The 19,051-nt window shown below is 40.0% G+C and carries 36 protein-coding genes; all 36 read right to left on the reverse strand.

Annotated features, from left to right (window positions below):
- Positions 1-41: 41 nt before the first annotated feature.
- Positions 42-434, reverse strand: coding sequence for a 30S ribosomal protein S9 (gene rpsI / locus HR057_RS12410; protein WP_173731764.1), 393 nt, complete (start codon positions 432-434; stop codon positions 42-44).
- Positions 435-454: 20 nt separating this feature from the next.
- Complete coding sequence (gene rplM / locus HR057_RS12415) at positions 455-892, reverse strand: 50S ribosomal protein L13 (RefSeq protein WP_173731765.1); 438 nt, start codon at positions 890-892, stop codon at positions 455-457.
- A gap of 144 nt (positions 893-1,036) precedes the next feature.
- Positions 1,037-1,774, reverse strand: coding sequence for a tRNA pseudouridine(38-40) synthase TruA (gene truA / locus HR057_RS12420; RefSeq protein WP_173731766.1), 738 nt, complete (start codon positions 1,772-1,774; stop codon positions 1,037-1,039).
- Between the two features lie 14 nt (positions 1,775-1,788).
- Positions 1,789-2,583, reverse strand: coding sequence for an energy-coupling factor transporter transmembrane component T family protein (locus HR057_RS12425; RefSeq protein ID WP_173731767.1), 795 nt, complete (start codon positions 2,581-2,583; stop codon positions 1,789-1,791).
- A gap of 3 nt (positions 2,584-2,586) precedes the next feature.
- Positions 2,587-3,447 (reverse strand): energy-coupling factor ABC transporter ATP-binding protein, encoded by an 861-nt coding sequence (locus tag HR057_RS12430; protein WP_173731768.1) that lies wholly within the window; start codon positions 3,445-3,447, stop codon positions 2,587-2,589.
- Entirely contained in the window at positions 3,423-4,268 is an 846-nt protein-coding gene (locus HR057_RS12435) for an energy-coupling factor ABC transporter ATP-binding protein (RefSeq protein ID WP_173731769.1), read from the reverse strand. The genes HR057_RS12430 and HR057_RS12435 overlap by 25 nt, the downstream gene beginning before the upstream one ends.
- Before the next feature lie 123 nt (positions 4,269-4,391).
- Positions 4,392-4,754 (reverse strand): 50S ribosomal protein L17, encoded by a 363-nt coding sequence (gene rplQ, locus HR057_RS12440; protein WP_173731770.1) that lies wholly within the window; start codon positions 4,752-4,754, stop codon positions 4,392-4,394.
- 51 nt (positions 4,755-4,805) lie between these two features.
- Positions 4,806-5,750 (reverse strand): DNA-directed RNA polymerase subunit alpha, encoded by a 945-nt coding sequence (locus HR057_RS12445; RefSeq protein ID WP_173731771.1) that lies wholly within the window; start codon positions 5,748-5,750, stop codon positions 4,806-4,808.
- A gap of 200 nt (positions 5,751-5,950) precedes the next feature.
- Positions 5,951-6,340: a 30S ribosomal protein S11 gene (gene rpsK / locus HR057_RS12450; protein WP_173731772.1), complete on the reverse strand. Its 390-nt coding sequence runs from the start codon at positions 6,338-6,340 to the stop codon at positions 5,951-5,953.
- A gap of 21 nt (positions 6,341-6,361) precedes the next feature.
- Entirely contained in the window at positions 6,362-6,727 is a 366-nt protein-coding gene (rpsM, locus tag HR057_RS12455; protein WP_173731773.1) for a 30S ribosomal protein S13, read from the reverse strand.
- Between the two features lie 21 nt (positions 6,728-6,748).
- Positions 6,749-6,862 carry a 50S ribosomal protein L36 gene (rpmJ, locus tag HR057_RS12460; protein WP_003156543.1) on the reverse strand — a complete coding sequence of 38 codons (114 nt, stop codon included), beginning with the start codon at positions 6,860-6,862 and terminating at the stop codon, positions 6,749-6,751.
- Positions 6,863-6,895: 33 nt separating this feature from the next.
- Positions 6,896-7,114 (reverse strand): translation initiation factor IF-1, encoded by a 219-nt coding sequence (gene infA / locus HR057_RS12465; RefSeq protein ID WP_173658850.1) that lies wholly within the window; start codon positions 7,112-7,114, stop codon positions 6,896-6,898.
- The gene (locus tag HR057_RS12470; protein WP_173731774.1) at positions 7,092-7,427 is read right to left on the reverse strand and encodes a KOW motif-containing protein; all 336 of its coding nucleotides are present in this window, start codon (positions 7,425-7,427) and stop codon (positions 7,092-7,094) included. Before HR057_RS12470 ends, infA begins: the two co-directional genes overlap by 23 nt.
- Before the next feature lie 16 nt (positions 7,428-7,443).
- Positions 7,444-8,190 carry a type I methionyl aminopeptidase gene (map, locus tag HR057_RS12475; RefSeq protein ID WP_173731775.1) on the reverse strand — a complete coding sequence of 249 codons (747 nt, stop codon included), beginning with the start codon at positions 8,188-8,190 and terminating at the stop codon, positions 7,444-7,446.
- A complete protein-coding gene (locus tag HR057_RS12480; RefSeq protein ID WP_173731776.1) occupies positions 8,187-8,840 on the reverse strand; it encodes an adenylate kinase in 654 nt (217 codons plus the stop codon). The genes map and HR057_RS12480 overlap by 4 nt, the downstream gene beginning before the upstream one ends.
- Positions 8,841-8,915: 75 nt before the next feature.
- Complete coding sequence (gene secY / locus HR057_RS12485) at positions 8,916-10,202, reverse strand: preprotein translocase subunit SecY (protein ID WP_173731777.1); 1,287 nt, start codon at positions 10,200-10,202, stop codon at positions 8,916-8,918.
- Positions 10,202-10,642 (reverse strand): 50S ribosomal protein L15, encoded by a 441-nt coding sequence (gene rplO / locus HR057_RS12490; RefSeq protein WP_173731778.1) that lies wholly within the window; start codon positions 10,640-10,642, stop codon positions 10,202-10,204. Before rplO ends, secY begins: the two co-directional genes overlap by 1 nt.
- Positions 10,643-10,674: 32 nt before the next feature.
- Positions 10,675-10,857 (reverse strand): 50S ribosomal protein L30, encoded by a 183-nt coding sequence (gene rpmD / locus HR057_RS12495; RefSeq protein ID WP_173731779.1) that lies wholly within the window; start codon positions 10,855-10,857, stop codon positions 10,675-10,677.
- Positions 10,858-10,869: 12 nt separating this feature from the next.
- Positions 10,870-11,370, reverse strand: a complete 501-nt coding sequence (gene rpsE, locus HR057_RS12500) for a 30S ribosomal protein S5 (protein ID WP_173731780.1) — start codon at positions 11,368-11,370, stop codon at positions 10,870-10,872.
- A gap of 23 nt (positions 11,371-11,393) precedes the next feature.
- Positions 11,394-11,756, reverse strand: coding sequence for a 50S ribosomal protein L18 (gene rplR, locus HR057_RS12505; protein ID WP_173731781.1), 363 nt, complete (start codon positions 11,754-11,756; stop codon positions 11,394-11,396).
- A 34-nt stretch (positions 11,757-11,790) separates the two neighbouring features.
- Entirely contained in the window at positions 11,791-12,330 is a 540-nt protein-coding gene (gene rplF, locus HR057_RS12510; protein ID WP_173731782.1) for a 50S ribosomal protein L6, read from the reverse strand.
- Between the two features lie 28 nt (positions 12,331-12,358).
- Positions 12,359-12,757 carry a 30S ribosomal protein S8 gene (gene rpsH, locus HR057_RS12515; protein ID WP_173731783.1) on the reverse strand — a complete coding sequence of 133 codons (399 nt, stop codon included), beginning with the start codon at positions 12,755-12,757 and terminating at the stop codon, positions 12,359-12,361.
- Between the two features lie 30 nt (positions 12,758-12,787).
- Positions 12,788-12,973, reverse strand: a complete 186-nt coding sequence (locus HR057_RS12520) for a type Z 30S ribosomal protein S14 (RefSeq protein ID WP_173731784.1) — start codon at positions 12,971-12,973, stop codon at positions 12,788-12,790.
- 20 nt (positions 12,974-12,993) lie between these two features.
- The gene (rplE, locus tag HR057_RS12525) at positions 12,994-13,533 is read right to left on the reverse strand and encodes a 50S ribosomal protein L5 (protein WP_173731785.1); all 540 of its coding nucleotides are present in this window, start codon (positions 13,531-13,533) and stop codon (positions 12,994-12,996) included.
- 26 nt (positions 13,534-13,559) lie between these two features.
- On the reverse strand, positions 13,560-13,871 hold the full coding sequence (gene rplX / locus HR057_RS12530; RefSeq protein WP_173731786.1) for a 50S ribosomal protein L24: 312 nt from the start codon (positions 13,869-13,871) through the stop codon (positions 13,560-13,562).
- Between the two features lie 39 nt (positions 13,872-13,910).
- A complete protein-coding gene (gene rplN, locus HR057_RS12535) occupies positions 13,911-14,279 on the reverse strand; it encodes a 50S ribosomal protein L14 (RefSeq protein ID WP_173731787.1) in 369 nt (122 codons plus the stop codon).
- 48 nt (positions 14,280-14,327) lie between these two features.
- Complete coding sequence (gene rpsQ, locus HR057_RS12540) at positions 14,328-14,591, reverse strand: 30S ribosomal protein S17 (RefSeq protein WP_173731788.1); 264 nt, start codon at positions 14,589-14,591, stop codon at positions 14,328-14,330.
- A gap of 20 nt (positions 14,592-14,611) precedes the next feature.
- Positions 14,612-14,815 (reverse strand): 50S ribosomal protein L29, encoded by a 204-nt coding sequence (rpmC, locus tag HR057_RS12545; protein WP_173731789.1) that lies wholly within the window; start codon positions 14,813-14,815, stop codon positions 14,612-14,614.
- On the reverse strand, positions 14,805-15,239 hold the full coding sequence (gene rplP, locus HR057_RS12550; protein WP_173731790.1) for a 50S ribosomal protein L16: 435 nt from the start codon (positions 15,237-15,239) through the stop codon (positions 14,805-14,807). Before rplP ends, rpmC begins: the two co-directional genes overlap by 11 nt.
- Complete coding sequence (gene rpsC / locus HR057_RS12555; RefSeq protein WP_173731791.1) at positions 15,239-15,907, reverse strand: 30S ribosomal protein S3; 669 nt, start codon at positions 15,905-15,907, stop codon at positions 15,239-15,241. Before rpsC ends, rplP begins: the two co-directional genes overlap by 1 nt.
- A gap of 12 nt (positions 15,908-15,919) precedes the next feature.
- The gene (rplV, locus tag HR057_RS12560; RefSeq protein ID WP_173731792.1) at positions 15,920-16,261 is read right to left on the reverse strand and encodes a 50S ribosomal protein L22; all 342 of its coding nucleotides are present in this window, start codon (positions 16,259-16,261) and stop codon (positions 15,920-15,922) included.
- 18 nt (positions 16,262-16,279) lie between these two features.
- Positions 16,280-16,558, reverse strand: a complete 279-nt coding sequence (gene rpsS / locus HR057_RS12565; protein WP_173731793.1) for a 30S ribosomal protein S19 — start codon at positions 16,556-16,558, stop codon at positions 16,280-16,282.
- A gap of 57 nt (positions 16,559-16,615) precedes the next feature.
- A complete protein-coding gene (gene rplB / locus HR057_RS12570) occupies positions 16,616-17,446 on the reverse strand; it encodes a 50S ribosomal protein L2 (protein ID WP_173731794.1) in 831 nt (276 codons plus the stop codon).
- 26 nt (positions 17,447-17,472) lie between these two features.
- The gene (gene rplW / locus HR057_RS12575) at positions 17,473-17,760 is read right to left on the reverse strand and encodes a 50S ribosomal protein L23 (RefSeq protein ID WP_173731795.1); all 288 of its coding nucleotides are present in this window, start codon (positions 17,758-17,760) and stop codon (positions 17,473-17,475) included.
- A complete protein-coding gene (gene rplD, locus HR057_RS12580; RefSeq protein ID WP_173731796.1) occupies positions 17,760-18,383 on the reverse strand; it encodes a 50S ribosomal protein L4 in 624 nt (207 codons plus the stop codon). The genes rplW and rplD overlap by 1 nt, the downstream gene beginning before the upstream one ends.
- 23 nt (positions 18,384-18,406) lie before the next feature.
- Entirely contained in the window at positions 18,407-19,039 is a 633-nt protein-coding gene (gene rplC / locus HR057_RS12585) for a 50S ribosomal protein L3 (protein WP_173731797.1), read from the reverse strand.
- Positions 19,040-19,051: the final 12 nt, after the last annotated feature.

The following is a 19,051-nucleotide window of genomic DNA, read 5'->3' on the forward strand; positions in this document are numbered from 1 at the left end:
CCCCCAACCATAAATGATTGGGAGTCTTGGAACGCATAAAATTAACGTTTTGAGAACTGAGGTGCACGACGAGCGCCTTTAAGACCGTATTTCTTACGTTCTTTCATGCGTGCGTCACGAGTTAAGAATCCAGCAGCTTTAAGAGTTGCGCGGTAGTCTGGATCAGCTTGCAATAATGCGCGGGCGATGCCATGGCGGATCGCACCAGCTTGGCCAGTAAAGCCGCCGCCGCTTACATTAACTAATACATCATAGTTGTTTGTGTTTTCTGTTGCAACTAATGGTTGCTTAACAACTACGCGTAGTGTTTCTAAATTAAAATATTCTTCGATATCGCGTCCGTTTACGATAACACGACCGCTACCAGGAACTAAACGAACACGTGCAACTGAACTTTTACGACGTCCTGTACCGTAATATTGTACCTGTGCCAAAATAATTACCCTCCTTCAAATTATCCGCGAAGCTCATATACTTCTGGTTTTTGTGCTTGATGTGGATGTTCGCTGCCTCTATAAACTTTAAGCTTCTTGAACATTTGACGTCCTAAGCTATTTTTTGGAAGCATACCTTTAACTGCAATTTCAAGCATTTGCTCTGGGCGAGTTTCAATCATTTCTTTAGCAGTACGTGCTTTTAAACCGCCTGGATGTAATGAATGGCGATAATAGATTTTGTCAGTTAATTTTTTACCTGTTAATTTAATTTTTTCAGCGTTAATGATAATAACATGATCACCAGTATCAACATGTGGTGTAAAAGTTGGTTTATGCTTTCCACGAAGGATAGCAGCTACTTCACTTGCAAGACGTCCTAAAGTTTGACCTTCAGCATCGATCAATAACCATTTACGATCAACTTCTGAAGCTTTCGCCATATAAGTTTGACGCATGTTGTTCCCTCCTAAATCAATATCTTTCGGTCTTCGTTTTTAAGCTTTTGTTTTATTTTCACACGATTTGTTTCGGGGCTAAAATCGTGGCATTCTCACAAAAAAATGTACCATAGGTAATCATATAATTTTTTGGAACTAATGTCAATACCAAACCTGCCATAAATACAACCCATGTGGCGGTGCTGTTTCCCCCGCCAAAGTTCGGTCTTTCTTTTCTAAAATGAACTTAATATCGATAGGCTCAAGCTTACCTTGTCCAACTTGCAATAGAGTTCCGACAATAATGCGGACCATATTGTATAGAAAACCATTGCCAATGAAGCGAAAAACGATTTTCTGACCATCCTCTATAATATCAATCTCTTCGATCGTACGGATTTTATCTTCTATTTCCGTTTTTGCCGAGCAGAAAGAAGTAAAATCATGGGTGCCAGTCAAATAGCCAGCCCCTGCTCTCATTCGCTCAAGATCAAGAGGATATGGAAAATGATAGCTATAGTTTCTACTAAAGACATCCCTAGTTTTTTGTGTTAGTAAAAAATAACGATATTCTTTTTTCCTAACTTGAAAGCGTGCGTGAAAGTCGGGATCTACTTCTTCTACCGTTTTGACGGCAATGTCATTAGGTAGTAAAGCATTAAGCGCCCGCTCCCATCGTTCGGTTGGAATCACAAGCGGGCTGTCAAAATGGATCACTTGACCGCGGGCATGGACTCCTGCATCTGTTCTACCAGATGAATAAATGCGAATATCCATCCCCTTATGAATAGTTTTGAGCACTTTTTCAAAATCTCCTTGGATCGTCCGGCCATTAGGCTGGATTTGAAATCCCGAGAAATTTGTTCCATCGTACTCAATAGTACATTTCAATCGCTTCACTAAAATCACCTAAATTATGAGCGTAATATGATTAAGAAAACAGTCATTACTGCCAAAATGAGAAAGGCTACATGATCTTGGGCTTTCCAAACGAGCTTTCTTAATCTTGTACGACCTTCACCACCGCGGTATCCTCTTGCTTCCATCGCCAACGCAAGGTCCTCAGCTCTTTTAAAAGCACTTATAAAAAGTGGAACGAGCAACGGGATGATAGCCTGAAACCGCTCTTTCAAAGTACCTGAAGAAAAATCGACACCTCTTGCAGATTGTGCTTTCATAATTTTTTCCGTTTCTTCCATAAGCGTTGGAATAAAACGTAGAGAAATTGACATCATTAAAGCAATTTCATGTGCCGGAACTCCAATCTTTTTGAAAGGTGAAAGAAGGGCTTCCATTCCATCGGTAATTTCAATCGGTGTCGTAGTTAGTGTAAGCAAACTTGTAATGACAATGAGCAGTACGAATCGAATAGAAATAAAAACTCCTTGTTTTATTCCTTCTTCGTAAATCGTTAGCCAGCCAAAATCTACAACTATATCTCCTTCTTTTGTCATGAACAAATGGAGTACCAACGTAAATAAGACAATCCATAAAATAGGTTTTAAACCATTGAACACATAGCGGACAGGAACTTTTGATGATAATACAGCACCAACAGTAAATAGAAGTAATATCGAATAAGTTGCAATATTATTTGCTAAAAAGATGATGAAAACAAATAGAAAAATTGCTAAAATTTTTGCTCGAGGGTCCATCCTATAAATAAAAGAATCTCCAGGTACATATTGGCCAATAATAACATTTTTCATGTATCAATGATCCCCCCGGGCTAGCAATTTACAAATTTCATCAGCAACATCTTCTACTGTAAATAAACTTGGCATTGGTTTTTTTATTCGTTCTGAGAGTGCTTGCATAAAATAAACAGACTCTGGGAGGTCCAAGCCTACCTTTTTTAATTTTTCAGGCTCCTGAAAAATTTCTGTTGGCGTTCCTTGCATATAAATTGTTCCTTTCTCAAGGACGATAATATGGTCAGCATAAAAGGCTGCATCTTCCATGCTATGTGTGACAAGAATAGTTGTCAGCTTGCACTCTTCATGCATCTTTTTGAACATATCCATAATTTCTTTACGTCCCCGAGGATCCAAGCCAGCCGTCGGTTCATCAAGGATTAAAACTTCCGGTTCCATCGCAAGAACCCCTGCGATCGCTACTCGCCGCATTTGTCCTCCGCTCAAATCAAAAGGCGATTTATGTAAAACTGTCTCTGGAAGACCTACAAGCTTCAATACCTCTCTCGCTTTCTTTTTTGCCTCTTCTTCTGGAACACCAAAATTAAGCGGACCGAAGCAAATATCTTTTTCAACCGTTTCTTCAAAAAGTTGATGTTCTGGATATTGAAAAACAATCCCTGCTTTTTTGCGGATGCTTTTTAAATCCTTCTGTTTTTCCGGTGTGATGGTTCGCTCACCAATTTGTATTTTGCCGCTCGTTGGCCGTAACAACCCGTTGATATGCTGGATGAATGTTGATTTGCCTGAACCTGTATGACCTATAACCGCTTGAAATGTGCCTGATGAAATAAAAATATTTATATCGTAAAGCGCTCTTCGTTCAAAAGGAGTTTTCGGATTATAGAGGTGCTCTACATTTTCGAATATAATGTCCATAGTTCATTCACCAATTCTTGTTGTTTTAAATGGCATTTCGATATTTGAATACCTTTTTGGCGCAGCAGTCGGGAGAGCTTTACTGTAAAAGGCAAGTCTAACCCTAGCGATATTAATTGTTCGCCAAGATCGAAAATTTCTTCAGGGGTTCCTTCTGCGAAAAGTTCCCCTCGATTCATGACGATCACCCGGTCCGCTTGGGTCACTTCTTCAAGGTCATGGGTGATAGATACAACACTCATATTACTAGATTCTTTCTGCAAAGCGCGAATCGTTTCAATTACTTCTTTTCGCCCCATTGGATCTAGCATTGATGTTGCTTCATCCAATATCATGACAGCTGGCCTTAAAGCCAACACACCAGCTATTGCAACTCTTTGCTTTTGTCCGCCTGATAATCGATGGGGCTCGTAGTTGGTAAATTCACTCATTCGAACTTTAGCGATGCTTTCATCAATCCGCTTAATCATTTCTTCACGAGGTACGCCGATATTCTCTAGACCAAATGCAACATCATCTCGAACAGTTGTACCAACAAACTGATTATCCGGATTTTGAAAAACCATCCCCACTCTTTTTCGAATATCCCAAACGGTATCCTTCGTTAAAGGGATGTTTTCAACATGCACTGTACCTGAATGGGGAAGCAACAAACCATTCAAAACTTTAGCTAATGTTGATTTTCCGGAACCATTATGGCCAACAATTGCCAACCATTCTCCTCGGAAAATTGAAAAACTGACACCTTTTAGTGCCCATTCACCATCATCCCGATAACGGAACTTTAAGTTTTCAATTTTAATAATCTCATCTCTACTCATTAGGTTTTCACCCACTTCTGTATAACAAAAAAAGGGCATAGATTCAGATCCCGTTCGTAAGATTCTGTCTCGCCCTTTTTGATGAATTATGTTCATTCTATTTAATAAGCTCGCTAAGTAAAACTAGACTAGCTCAATAATAACGATTGGAGCACCATCACCACGGCGTTGACCAAGCTTTAAAATGCGAGTATATCCACCTTGACGATCTTCATAGCGCTTCGCAATGTCATTGAAAAGCTTTTGAACAGCATATTCACCAGTTTCTTTATTCGCTACTTCATTGCGAATAAAAGCAGCTGCTTGACGGCGAGCATGTAAGTCGCCTCTCTTGCCAAGAGTAATCATTTTTTCAACAATTGAACGTAGCTCTTTCGCTTTTGCTTCAGTTGTTTCGATACGTTCGTTAATAATTAAATCAGTGGCAAGATCGCGGAATAGTGCTTTACGTTGAGCAGATGTACGACCTAATTTTGCGTAAGCCATCTTAGTGTCCCTCCTTTATTATCATTCTGTTGTTCAGTGTAAAACCGTTTCTTATTCGTCTTTGCGAAGTCCAAGACCAAGCTCTTCCAGCTTTGCCTTTACTTCTTCTAACGATTTTCTACCAAGGTTGCGAACTTTCATCATATCTTCTTCGGTCTTGTTCGCTAATTCTTGTACCGTGTTAATGCCGGCACGTTTTAAGCAGTTGTAAGAACGAACAGATAAATCAAGTTCCTCAATCGTCATTTCTAGAACTTTTTCTTTTTGGTCCTCTTCTTTTTCAACCATAATTTCAGCATTTTGGGCTTCGTCAGTCAAACCAACAAAGATGTTTAAATGCTCGGTTAAAATTTTTGCACCAAGCGAAACAGCTTCTTCTGGTCGAATGCTCCCATCTGTCCATACATCCAGTGTCAACTTGTCATAATTTGCAACCTGCCCTACCCTCGTGTTTTCAACCGTATATGTTACACGAGATACTGGTGTATAGATCGAATCTATAGGAATAACACCAATCGGTTGATCTTCACGTTTATTTGCTTCTGCAGGCGTATAGCCACGGCCACGCTTCGCTGTTAATTTCATGCGCAGTCTACCGTTTTTTGCTAATGAAGCGATGTGGAGGTCGGGATTTAGAATCTCTACATCACTATCATGAGTAATGTCAGCGGCTGTTACTTCTCTTTCACCTTGAATATCAATTTCTAGAGTTTTTTCTTCATCTGAGTAAATTTTCAATGCTAACTTTTTAATATTCAAAATAATAGTTGTAACATCCTCCACTACACCTTCGATAGTAGAGAATTCATGTTGAACACCGTCGACTTGAATGGATGTTACAGCAGCCCCAGGGAGAGAGGATAATAGTATACGACGCAAGGAGTTTCCTAAAGTGGTACCATATCCACGCTCAAGCGGTTCGACAACGAATTTACCAAAGGTAGCATCATCGCTGATTTCAACCGTTTCGATTTTTGGTTTTTCAATTTCTATCATTCAATAAACCCTCCTTCAAAACGTCGAAACCTCGGCTAGGGAGCATTGAGCAAAAAAGCGATTCCCTTCCCTAACCGAAATTCCCCATTAGGCAATTCCCAAATGTGCACAACAAAATTGTTTTATCTGCTAAACGTTCGTTGTTAAAAACTGTCATCATATCCCATTATAGACAGTGTTCCAAAATATATACAGATAAATTATACACGGCGACGTTTTGGCGGTCGGCAACCATTATGTGGTACTGGAGTTACGTCACGAATTGCAGTAACTTCAAGACCTGCAGATTGAAGCGCACGGATTGCAGCTTCACGACCAGCACCAGGACCTTTCACAGTAACTTCCAAAGTTTTCATGCCATGTTCCATTGATGCTTTCGCAGCTGCTTCTGCAGCCATTTGTGCAGCAAACGGTGTAGATTTACGTGAACCTTTAAAACCTAATGCACCTGCGCTTGACCAAGAAATAGCGTTACCGTGAACATCAGTGATAGTTACGATTGTATTATTGAATGTAGAACGAATATGAGCTACGCCATTTTCAATATTCTTTTTTACACGGCGTTTGCGTGTATTTGTTTTACGAGCCATCTATAAGTTCCCTCCTTTACCTTATTTTTTCTTATTCGCAACTGTACGACGAGGACCTTTACGTGTACGAGCATTGTTTTTCGTATTTTGTCCACGAACTGGAAGACCACGGCGGTGACGTAGACCACGATAAGAACCAATTTCGATTAGGCGCTTAATGTTAAGAGAGACTTCACGGCGAAGGTCACCTTCAACTTTATAGCGATCGACGATATCACGAATTTTGTTTAATTCGTCTTCTGTTAAGTCACGAACGCGAGTATCTTCTGAAACGCCTGCTTCAGCTAAGATTTTTTGTGCAGTTGGACGGCCAATACCGTAAATATATGTTAATGAGATGACTACACGCTTCTCGCGTGGAATATCTACACCAGCAATACGTGCCATATAAAGATGCACCTCCTTTGATTAACCTTGTTTTTGTTTATGTTTAGGGTTTTCGCAAATAACCATTACTTTACCTTTACGACGAATGACTTTGCATTTCTCGCAAATAGGCTTCACAGATGGTCTTACTTTCATGTTTTGAACCTCCTTATGTTACGGAGTGCTATTTTATTTGTAACGATATGTGATACGACCCCGAGTTAAATCATATGGAGATAACTCGACGGTTACTTTATCACCTGGCAAAATTCGTATGAAGTGCATGCGAATTTTACCAGATACATGTGCTAATACAGTATGACCGTTTTCCAATTCCACTTTAAACATCGCGTTTGGCAGAGTCTCGACGACCGTACCTTCTACTTCAATTACATCCTCTTTCGCCATCAAGTTGCTCTCCCTTCTCAAAATCAGTAATTTGCTCATTGACAAACTTTGAAACAGCAAACCTTAGCTTACCATTTGTCACACGACCTGTTTCATTTATACTGTTCTGAATTTCCGGAGAAACATAATCAAAAAATTCAAGATGATTAATGTTCTTCTTCTTTGGCCGATCAAATTTACGTTTATCGCCATCAGCAATATATACAAAGCGTTCATCGAGGACTTTTAAAATAACAGCAAATTGACCAGCATCTCTTCCCTGCAGAATTCTTACTAACTGACCTATTCGCGGCCTCGATTCAGGTTCATTCACCCAAAATCACCTTCACTTAGGCTTTTGTTAAAATTTCATAACCGGTTTCAGTAATTGCAATTGTATGTTCAAAATGAGCACACCGTTTGCCATCAACCGTAACTACAGTCCAGTTATCTGAGAGTGTTTTTACATAACGTGTTCCTGCGTTAACCATTGGTTCAACAGCAAGCACCATCCCCGGTTTTAGACGTGGACCCTTGTTCGGAGGTCCGTAATGTGGAATCTGCGGATCTTCGTGAAGATCCTGGCCAACTCCATGTCCAACATACTCTCGAACGATTGAAAAGCCGTTTGCCTCTACATACGTTTGAATGGCATGAGAGATGTTCGATAATCGAACACCGGCTTTTGCTTCCTCTAAACCTTTATATAAGGATTGCTCTGTTACTTCAAGTAACTTTTTAGATTCCTCATCGATCGTTCCAACAGCATATGTCCAAGCTGAATCTCCATGGTAGCCATTAAACTTAGCGCCAATATCAATTGATATAATATCACCGTCGCGAAGCACACGGTCACCAGGTATTCCATGCACTAACTCTTCGTTCACAGATGTACATATACTCCCAGGGAAACCATTATATCCTTTAAAGGATGGAATTGCGTCATAAGATCGAATCGTCTTCTCTGCGATGCTGTCGAGCTCTTTTGTCGTAATCCCTGGTTGAATATATTTCTTTAATTCCGCATGGGTCAGTGCAACAATTCTTCCTGCTTCCCGCATGATTTCAATTTCGCGCGCAGTTTTGCAAATGATCATTCAGATAAGCCTCCAAGGAGTTGTTCTATATCACTAAATACTTTATCAATGTCTTGATCGCCATTGATGTTTCTTAAATAACCTTTTTTACTGTAAAAATCAAGAAGTGGTTGTGTTTGCTTCAAATTAACGTCAAGACGATTGCCGACTGTTTCAGCATTGTCGTCTGAACGTTGATAAAGCTCTCCGCCACATTTATCACAAACGCCTTCTTGTTTAGGTGGGTTAAAAACCATGTGATAAGTTGCCCCGCATGATTTGCAAATGCGACGGCCGGTTAAACGTTCCATAAGCTTGCTTGTGTCAACTTCAATATGAATGACATAATTAATTTCTCGACCAAGTTCAGATAAAAGTACTTCAAGTGCTTCCGCTTGTGGAACTGTTCTAGGAAACCCGTCTAAAAGAAATCCGTTTTTACAATCATCTTTTGAAAGACGGTCTTTCACAATACCAATCGTAACTTCATCTGGAACAAGCGCTCCTTGATCCATATAAGATTTTGCTTTCATTCCTAATTCTGTGCCTTCAGCTATTGCTTGACGAAACATATCACCAGTAGAAATGTGCGGTATCTTATACTTAGCTACGATTTTTTCAGCTTGTGTTCCTTTTCCAGCTCCCGGTAACCCCATTAATACTAGATTCATCTTCAGCCCCCCTATATTCTGGCGAGGCACAGGGAAGCAAACACTCACCTATACCTCTGCTAACCTAATCCTATCCTATTTCAAAAACCCTTTGTAATGTCTCTTCACCAATTGGCTTTCCAGCTGTTTCATTGTTTCAAGCGCAACCCCGACAACAATTAATAGGCTGGTTCCGCCAATTTGTACCGACTGAGGCAAGCCCGCAACATTAATGAAGAAAACAGGAAGTACAGATATAACTGCCAGGAAGATGGATCCTACAATGGTTAGTCTATAAAGAATGCGAGTTAGGTACTCTTGAGTACTTTTTCCTGGTCGAATACCTGGAACGTAACCACCTTGTTTCTTTAGGTTTTCTGCCATTTGTTCAGGGTTCACTTGAATAAATGTATAGAAATAGGTAAATGCAATGATTAAGATTACATAAATAATCATACCAATTGGATGCGAGTAATTAAATGTTGTCTGAATCCAAGTGGTAATATCATTTGTTCCAAAGAAACCAGCAATTGTCGGCGGCGTTATTAAAAACGAAATTGCGAAGATTACTGGTATGACCCCTGCTGCATTTACTTTGATTGGCAGATGTGTTGAATGACCACCAACTGGGTTTCGATTTACAAGCCTTTTTGCATATTGAATCGGAATTTTACGGACCGCTTGTTGAATAAATATGGTTCCAACAACGACCGCTAAAACTGCCAAGAACAATAGAACAACCGTAACGATCCTTAAGAATAGTGCTTCTCCAGCACCTTCAATTTGTTGAGCATAGATTTGGTTAACTGCTGTTGGAATAGCAGCAACAATCCCTGCGAAGATTAAAATCGAGATACCATTCCCAACACCGTGTGTTGTAATAAGCTCTCCTAACCAAAGGAGGAAGGCTGTTCCAGCAGTTAACACTAATGCAATTAATAAATACGTTCCAATTCCCGGGTTTTTAATTAAACCTGGGAACAAGTTATTAAATCCGATCGACATTCCAATCGCTTGAATAAATCCAAGCACAATTGTACCGTAGCGGGTAAACTGAGCTAACTTACGACGTCCGACCTCTCCTTGTTTAGACCACTCAGTAAACTTTGGAACAACATCCATTTGCAAAAGCTGTATGATAATGGATGCTGTAATGTAAGGCATGATTCCCATCGCAAATATCGAGAAGTTTTGCAGCGCTCCACCACCAAATGTATTTAGCAAGCCAAATACACTTTGATCGCTAAGCTTGATAACTTCTGTATTTACTCCGGGAACCGGTATAAAACTACCGAGCCTAAAAACTACGAGCATTAACAAGGTGAATACGATTTTCCGCCGTATTTCACCTACTCGTATAAAATTGGAGATTGTCTCAAACATTAAACCACCTCAGTTTTACCGCCAGCAGCCTCGATCGCTTCTTTTGCAGAAGCTGAGAACTTATGTGCTTTAACAGTAAGGTTCTTTTCTAACTTACCATTTCCAAGTACTTTTACGCCAGATTTTAATTTGCTGACAACACCTGTTTCTAAAAGCAATTCAGGTGTAACTTCTGTACCGTTCTCAAAGCGATTTAATGTTTCAACATTTACAATTGCGTATTCTTTACGATTAATGTTAGTAAATCCGCGTTTTGGAAGACGTTGGAATAGAGGCATTTGTCCACCTTCGAAACCAAGACGTACACCGCCGCCAGAACGCGCTTTTTGACCTTTATGACCTCTTCCTGATGTCTTACCGTTTCCTGAACCCATACCGCGGCCAACGCGATTGCGCTCTTTACGAGAACCTACTGCTGGTTTTAACTCATGAAGTTTCATTCTTGCACCTCCTCTTCAATTAGCTTTTCTATTTAAATTTCTTCAACAGTTACTAAATGAGACACTTTATTAATCATTCCACGAATTGCTGGATTGTCTTCGTGAACGACTGTTTGACGAATCTTCCGTAAACCTAATGTTTTTACAGTGGCTCTTTGATCTTCTGGACGACCAATAACACTGCGTTTGAGGGTGATTTGAAGTTTTTTAGCCATTTCTTTCCCTCCTTATCCTAACAGTTCTTCTACAGTTTTGCCACGTAACTTCGCAACATCATTAGCACGTTTTAATGATTTTAACCCTTCCATTGTAGCACGTACCATGTTAATAGGAGTGTTAGAACCTAATGATTTAGAAAGAATATCGCCGATACCTGCTAATTCAAGCACCGCACGAACAGGACCACCAGCGATAACACCTGTACCTTCAGAAGCTGGCTTTAATAATACATTTCCTGCACCAAAATGACCGACCACTTCATGCGGAATAGTTGTGCCAACGATTGGTACGCTAATTAAGTTTTTCTTCGCATCTTCGATTGCTTTACGAATTGCATCTGGTACTTCTTGTGCCTTACCTGTTCCAAAACCTACATGGCCATTTTTATCGCCAACTACTACAAGCGCAGCAAAGCGGAAGCGACGACCACCTTTAACAACTTTTGCTACACGGTTTACGGTTACTACGCGCTCTTCAAGCTCTAATTTATTCGGATCAATACGACGCATTAAAATATTTCCCTCCTTTTTAATTAGAATTCTAGTCCAGCTTCACGTGCTGAATCAGCTAGTGCTTTTACTCTACCATGGTATAAATAGCCGCCACGGTCAAAGACTACTTCTTTAATACCTTTTTCTAACGCACGTTTTGCAACTAGCTCTCCGACCTTTTGTGCTGCTGCAATATTTCCTGTTGATTCAAGATTTAAATCTTTTTCAAGTGTTGATGCGCTTGCCAATGTAACTTGATTTACATCATCGATCAATTGAGCGTAAATATGCTGATTCGAACGGAATACGTTTAAACGTGGACGTTCTGGAGTTCCCTTAACTTTTGAACGAATACGAGCATGTCTTTTTTTACGAACAGCATTTTTATCAAGTTTAGTAATCATTCGGTTTCACTCCTTTCTTATGCACTAAGAAGCATTATTTCTTCGCAGTTTTACCTTCCTTACGACGTACATATTCACCTTCGTAACGGATACCTTTGCCTTTATATGGCTCTGGTGGACGTACAGCGCGAATGTTCGCAGCAACTGCACCAACACGTTCTTTGTCGATACCTTTTACGATGATTTTTGTATTTGCTGGAACTTCAATCTCAATTCCTTGTTCAGGTTGAATTTCTACAGGATGTGAATACCCAACGTTAAGTACAAGTTTATTACCTGATTTAGATGCGCGGTAACCGACCCCGATCAACTCAAGTGATTTTTCAAAACCTTTCGTAACACCTTCAACCATGTTACCAAGAATCGCACGTGTCGTACCATGCAATGAACGATGTTCTTTATCGTCAGAAGGACGTTCTACTGTAAGAATGTTACCTTCAACTTTAATAGTCATATCTGGATGAAAAGCACGTGTTAATTCGCCTTTTGGTCCTTTTACTGTTACTACGTTATTATTATTCGTTAACGTAACCCCTTCTGGGATCTCAAGTATTTTCTTACCAATACGAGACATCTGTTACACCTCCATTCACAACAAATTCTTACCAAACGTATGCTAATACTTCTCCACCGATTTTTTTAGCACGAGCATCTTTATCAGTTAAAACACCACTAGATGTTGAAATGATTGCAATACCTAATCCATTTAGTACGCGAGGTACTTCGTTAGCTTTTGCATACACACGTAGGCCCGGCTTGCTGATGCGTTTTAGGCCAGTGATTACACGTTCATTATTCGGACCGTATTTAAGGAAAATACGGATAATTCCTTGCTTATTATCTTCGATATATTCAACGTCACGAATGAATCCTTCACGCTTAAGAATTTCCGCGATTTCTCTTTTAAGTTTTGATGCAGGAATTTCAAGTTTTTCGTGACGGACCATGTTCGCATTACGGATGCGAGTAAGCATATCTGCAATAGGATCAGTCATAACCATATTTTTTACCTCCTTCCCAAATTAACGGTATTACCAACTTGCTTTTTTAACCCCAGGAATTTGACCAGCATAGGCTAGTTCACGGAAACAAATCCGGCAAAGTCTGAATTTGCGATACACTGAGTGCGGGCGGCCGCAGCGTTCACAACGTGTATATTCGCGCACAGCAAACTTTTGCGGACGTTTTTGCTTAGCGATCATTGATTTTTTGGCCACGAATTTCCCTCCTTTTTACATTACTTTTGGAACGGCATGCCCAATTGAGCTAATAACTCGCGAGCTTCTTCGTCTGTTTTAGCAGTAGTTACGATAACGATATCCATACCACGTACTTTTGCAACTTTATCGTAATCAATTTCAGGGAAAATCAATTGTTCTTTAATACCTAAAGTATAGTTTCCGCGACCATCAAATGATTTTTTAGAAACACCTCTAAAGTCACGTACACGAGGCAGGGAAACTGAAACCAACTTGTCAAGGAATTCATACATGCGCTCACCGCGAAGTGTTACTTTCGCGCCAATCGGCATTCCTTCACGTAATCTGAAACCTGCGATTGATTTTTTTGCTCTTGTTACTACAGGTTTTTGTCCTGAGATTGCTGCTAATTCTTCTACTGCATTATCAAGTGCTTTTGAATTTTGAACAGCATCACCCACACCCATATTGATTACAATTTTTTCAATTTTAGGTGCTTGCATAATTGATTTATAGTTGAATTTGCTCATAAGAGCTGGTACTACTTCTTTTAAATATTTTTCTTTTAGGCGATTCACGTGTAGGGACCTCCTTTCATAACGAACTATTTATCCAATACTTCACCTGAACGTTTTGCAATACGTACTTTTTTGCCATCGATAACTTTGTAACCTACACGGGTAGGCTTGCCAGTTTTAGGGTCGATCGGCATTACGTTTGATACATGAATAGGTGCCTCTTTGCTAATGATTCCACCTTGAGGATTCATTTGAGTAGGCTTTGAGTGTTTTTTAACGATGTTCACACCTTCTACTAAGACACGGTCTTTTTTCGGATATGCCGCAAGGACAACTCCTTGTTTACCTTTGTCTTTTCCAGAGATCACTTGAACTTTGTCACCTTTTTTTACATGCATCTGTTAGACACCTCCTTCAAGGCCATATAGAAATCTTTTTTATAGTACTTCTGGAGCTAATGATACGATTTTCATAAAGTTTTTGTCGCGTAATTCACGGGCAACAGGGCCGAAAATACGAGTACCACGTGGGCTCTTATCTTCACGGATAATTACGCAAGCATTTTCATCAAATCGAATATATGAACCGTCTGCACGGCGCACTCCTCTTTTTGTGCGAACAACTACAGCTTTAACAACGTCACCTTTTTTGACAACGCCTCCTGGTGTTGCTTGTTTGACAGTGCATACAATAATATCACCAATATTAGCTGTCTTTTTGTTAGAACCACCAAGAACTTTAATAGTTAGCACTTCACGTGCACCTGAGTTGTCAGCAACTTTCAAACGAGATTCTGTTTGAATCATCGATGAGTACCTCCTTTCGGATCAATTATTGTTTAACCGATCTTTAAATTAAATGATAACAGCTTCTTCTACGATTTCTACTAAACGGAATCGTTTTGTAGCTGAAAGTGGACGAGTCTCCATGATTTTTACGATGTCGCCTACTTTTGCTTGATTGTTTTCATCATGGGCTTTGTACTTTTTAGAGTATTTTACACGCTTGCCGTATTTTGGATGTTTTTTATAAGTTTCAACTAATACGGTAATCGTCTTATCCATTTTATCAGATACAACCCGACCTACGTATACTTTACGTTGGTTGCGTTCGCTCATTTACGCTAACCTCCTCTCGATTATCGATTGTTAACACCAAGTTCGCGTTCACGAATAATCGTTTTCATACGTGCAATAGCTTTACGCACTTCACGAATACGAGCAGTGTTTTCTAATTGTCCAGTTGCAAGCTGGAAACGAAGGTTAAATAATTCTTCTTTTAATGATTTAATTTTTTGTTCTACTTCGGCAGTGGTTAATTCACGGATTTCTTTAGCCTTCATTTGTTTCACCACCAATATCTTCACGTTTTACAAACTTACATTTAACAGGCAGCTTGTGAGAGGCTAAACGTAAAGCTTCACGAGCTACTTCTTCTGATACACCAGCAACTTCAAACATTACTTTACCAGGCTTAACTACTGCAACCCAACCTTCAGGAGCACCTTTACCGGAACCCATCCGCACTTCTAGAGGTTTTGCTGTGTATGGTTTAGATGGGAAGATTTTAATCCATACTTTACCACCACGTCTCATATAACGTGTCATCGCACGACGAGCAGCCTCAATTTGGCGGTTTGTGATCCATGATGCCTCAAGAGATTGTAGGCCATATTCACCAAAATGTACTTCAGTACCGCCTTTTGCACGTCCACGCATTCTGCCACGGTGTTCCCTGCGGTACTTAACGCGTTTAGGCATTAACATTATTGGTTGCCTCCTTCCTTTTCTTTCCCTTGTTTTTTCTTTGTAGGAAGAACTTCACCACGATAAATCCATACTTTTACACCAAGCTTACCGTAAGTTGTGTCCGCTTCTGCAGTTCCGTAATCAATATCTGCACGTAAAGTATGAAGTGGTACAGTACCTTCACTATAGTGTTCTGAACGAGCGATATCAGCTCCGCCAAGACGACCGGAAACCATTGTTCTGATTCCTTTTGCGCCAGCACGCATAGCGCGTTGAATTGCTTGTTTTTGTGCACGACGGAATGATACGCGATTTTCTAATTGACGAGCAATATTTTCAGCAACTAATTTTGCATCAAGATCTGCTTTTTTCACTTCAACGATGTTGATGTGAACACGTTTTTGTGTTAATTCATTTAGAGCTTTACGTAATGCTTCTACTTCAGCTCCACCTTTACCGATAACCATTCCTGGCTTAGCAGTATGAATAGCAATATTTACACGATTTGCAGCACGTTCGATCTCGATTTTAGATACAGCTGCATCTGATAAACGTTTATAAATGTATTCACGGATTTTAATATCTTCATGCAATAAATCAGCATAGTCTTTGCCTGCGAACCATCTTGATTCCCAGTCACGAATAATGCCGATACGTAGACCGTTTGGATTTACTTTTTGACCCACTACTATCCCTCCTTACTTTTCAGATACAACCACTGTAATATGGCTTGTGCGTTTGTTGATTCTGCTTGCACGGCCTTGTGCACGTGGACGGAAACGTTTCAATGTCGGACCTTCATCAACATATGCTTTAGAAATTACTAAATTATTAGCGTCCATTTCATAGTTATGTTCTGCATTTGCAATCGCTGATTTTAATACTTTTTCGATAATCGGCGATGCAGCTTTTGGTGTATGGCGAAGAATAGCAATTGCTTCACCTACTTGCTTACCTCGAATTAAGTCAATTACAAGACGAGCTTTACGAGGAGCAATCCGAACAGTTCTTGCTACGGCTTTAGCTTCTTTAACTTCCATTCAAGTACCTCCTCTCTATTAGCGTTTAGTTTTCTTGTCGTCATCCGCATGGCCTTTGTAAGTACGAGTTGGAGCGAACTCACCTAGTTTATGGCCTACCATGTCTTCTGTAATGTATACAGGCACATGTTTACGTCCATCATAAACAGCAATTGTATGCCCGATAAACTCTGGGAAAATTGTTGAACGACGAGACCAAGTTTTAATTACTTGTTTTTTATTTGCCTCATTTAATGCTACAACTTTTTTCATTAAGTGATCATCAACAAATGGTCCTTTTTTCAAGCTGCGACCCATGTATGAACCTCCCTTCGTGATTGCGCCACGGTTCGAACGAACCGCAGAACAATCTCATTATTTTTTACGACGACGAACGATAAATTTGTCTGACGCTTTATTTTTCTTACGCGTTTTGTATCCAAGTGTTGGTTTACCCCATGGTGACATTGGTGATTTACGTCCGATAGGTGCTTTACCTTCACCACCACCGTGTGGATGGTCATTAGGGTTCATTACAGATCCGCGAACAGTTGGACGAATACCTAACCAACGAGAGCGGCCTGCTTTACCGATGTTAACTAGCTCGTGCTCAAGATTTCCGACTTGACCGATTGTTGCGCGGCAAGTTGCTAGGATTTGACGTACTTCACCAGATGTTAAGCGAACTAATACGTATTTGCCTTCTTTACCTAAAACTTGAGCTTCTGCACCTGCAGAACGAACTAATTGTCCACCGCGTCCTGGTTTCAATTCAATATTATGAACAACTGTACCAACAGGGATATTTGCTAATGGTAATGCATTACCGATTTTAATATCCGCATCTGGACCTGAGATGATTTCTTGACCAACTTGTAAACCTTTTGGCGCAATAATGTAACGTTTTTCACCGTCAACGTAGTTGATTAATGCAATGTTAGCTGTACGGTTTGGATCATATTCGATTGTAGCAACGCGTCCTGGTATTCCGTCTTTATCGCGTTTAAAGTCAATGATACGATATTGACGTTTATGACCGCCGCCTTGATGACGTGTTGTGATTTTACCTTGGTTGTTACGACCGCCTTTTTTGTGCAACGGTGCAAGCAATGATTTTTCCGGTTTATCAGTTGTGATTTCAGAGAAATCAAGAACTGACATACCGCGACGACCGTTTGACGTAGGATTATACTTCTTAATCGCCATTTCGGTTTCCCTCCTTCTCTTATTAATTAAGCTTCAAAAAATTCGATTTCTTTGCTGTCTGCTGTTAATTTAACAATTGCTTTTTTACGTTTAGGTGTTGTACCTGTAAAACGGCCAACTCGTTTGAATTTTCCTTTATAATTTTGGATGTTGACTTTTTCAACTTTAACACCAAAAATCGTTTCAACAGCTTGTTTCACTTCTGTTTTATTAGCTCTTGTATCTACTTCAAATGTATATTTTTTGTCAGCCATTAGTTCTGTAGAACGTTCTGTAATAACGGGGCGCTTAATTATATCGCGTGGATCTTTCATTATGCAAGCACCTCCCCTACTTTTTCAGCTGCTTCTTTCGTAATTAGCATTTTATCATGGCTCATTACATCCAATACATTAATGCCATTCGCATCTACTACTGTGATTCCAGGAATATTGCGAGCTGATAATTCAACTGTTTGGTCTTGATCAGCTGTTACAATTAATACTTTTTTATCTAAAGAAAGGGCGTTTAATACTTTTACCATTTCTTTTGTTTTTGGAGCTTCAATTGTTAATTGATCTAATACTACTAAATCATTGTCCAATACTTTAGTAGATAGAGCTGATTTAATAGCTAAGCGACGAACTTTCTTTGGAAGCTTGTAAGCATAGCTTCTAGGTGTTGGACCAAATACTGTACCCCCACCTCTCCATTGAGGAGCACGAATGGAACCTTGACGTGCACGTCCTGTTCCTTTTTGGCGCCATGGTTTTCTACCGCCGCCGCTAACTTCCGCGCGGTTTTTCACTTTATGAGTACCTTGGCGTCTTGATGCACGCTGCATAATAATCGCATCAAAAAGAACGTTGTTGTTAGGCTCAATTCCAAATACCGCATCAGAAAGTTCAATCTCACCGACTTGTGAACCTGCTTGATTATAAAGTGCTACTTTAGGCATTACATTTCCTCCTTTCCGAACAATTATTTGCTACCTTTAACCGCACTCTGAATTTTTACGAAACTTTTCTTCGCTCCTGGCACATTACCTTTGATTAATAAAAGGTTGCGCTCTACATCAACTTTAACAACTTCAAGGTTTTGAACAGTTACTTGTTCTCCGCCCATTTGTCCTGGAAGAGCTTTACCTTTTACTACTCGGTTTGGAGCAATAGGTCCCATTGAACCAGGACGACGATGATAACGAGAACCGTGAGACATAGGACCGCGTCCTTGATTATGACGTTTAATAGCACCTTGGAACCCTTTACCTTTTGATGTTCCTGTTACGTCAACAAGTTCTCCTTCTGTAAATAAATCAACTTTGACTTCTTGACCAACTTCGTATTCCCCAACGTTAACACCGCGGATTTCACGGATGAAGCGCTTAGGAGTTGTATTGGCTTTAGCAGCATGACCTTTTTCAGGCTTGTTTGCTCTTGATTCTTTTTTATCAGCAAAGCCTAATTGGATTGCCTCATAGCCATCTGTTTCAACAGTTTTCTTCTGAAGCACAATGTTTGGTTCCGCTTGAATAACTGTAACTGGGATTAAGTCACCATTTTCATTAAAAATTTGTGTCATGCCAATTTTTCTTCCTAAGATTCCTTTGGTCATCAGTCACACCTC

It is taken from the genome of Calidifontibacillus erzurumensis (assembly GCF_013303125.1).
Classification (GTDB): domain Bacteria; phylum Bacillota; class Bacilli; order Bacillales; family Bacillaceae_J; genus Calidifontibacillus; species Calidifontibacillus erzurumensis.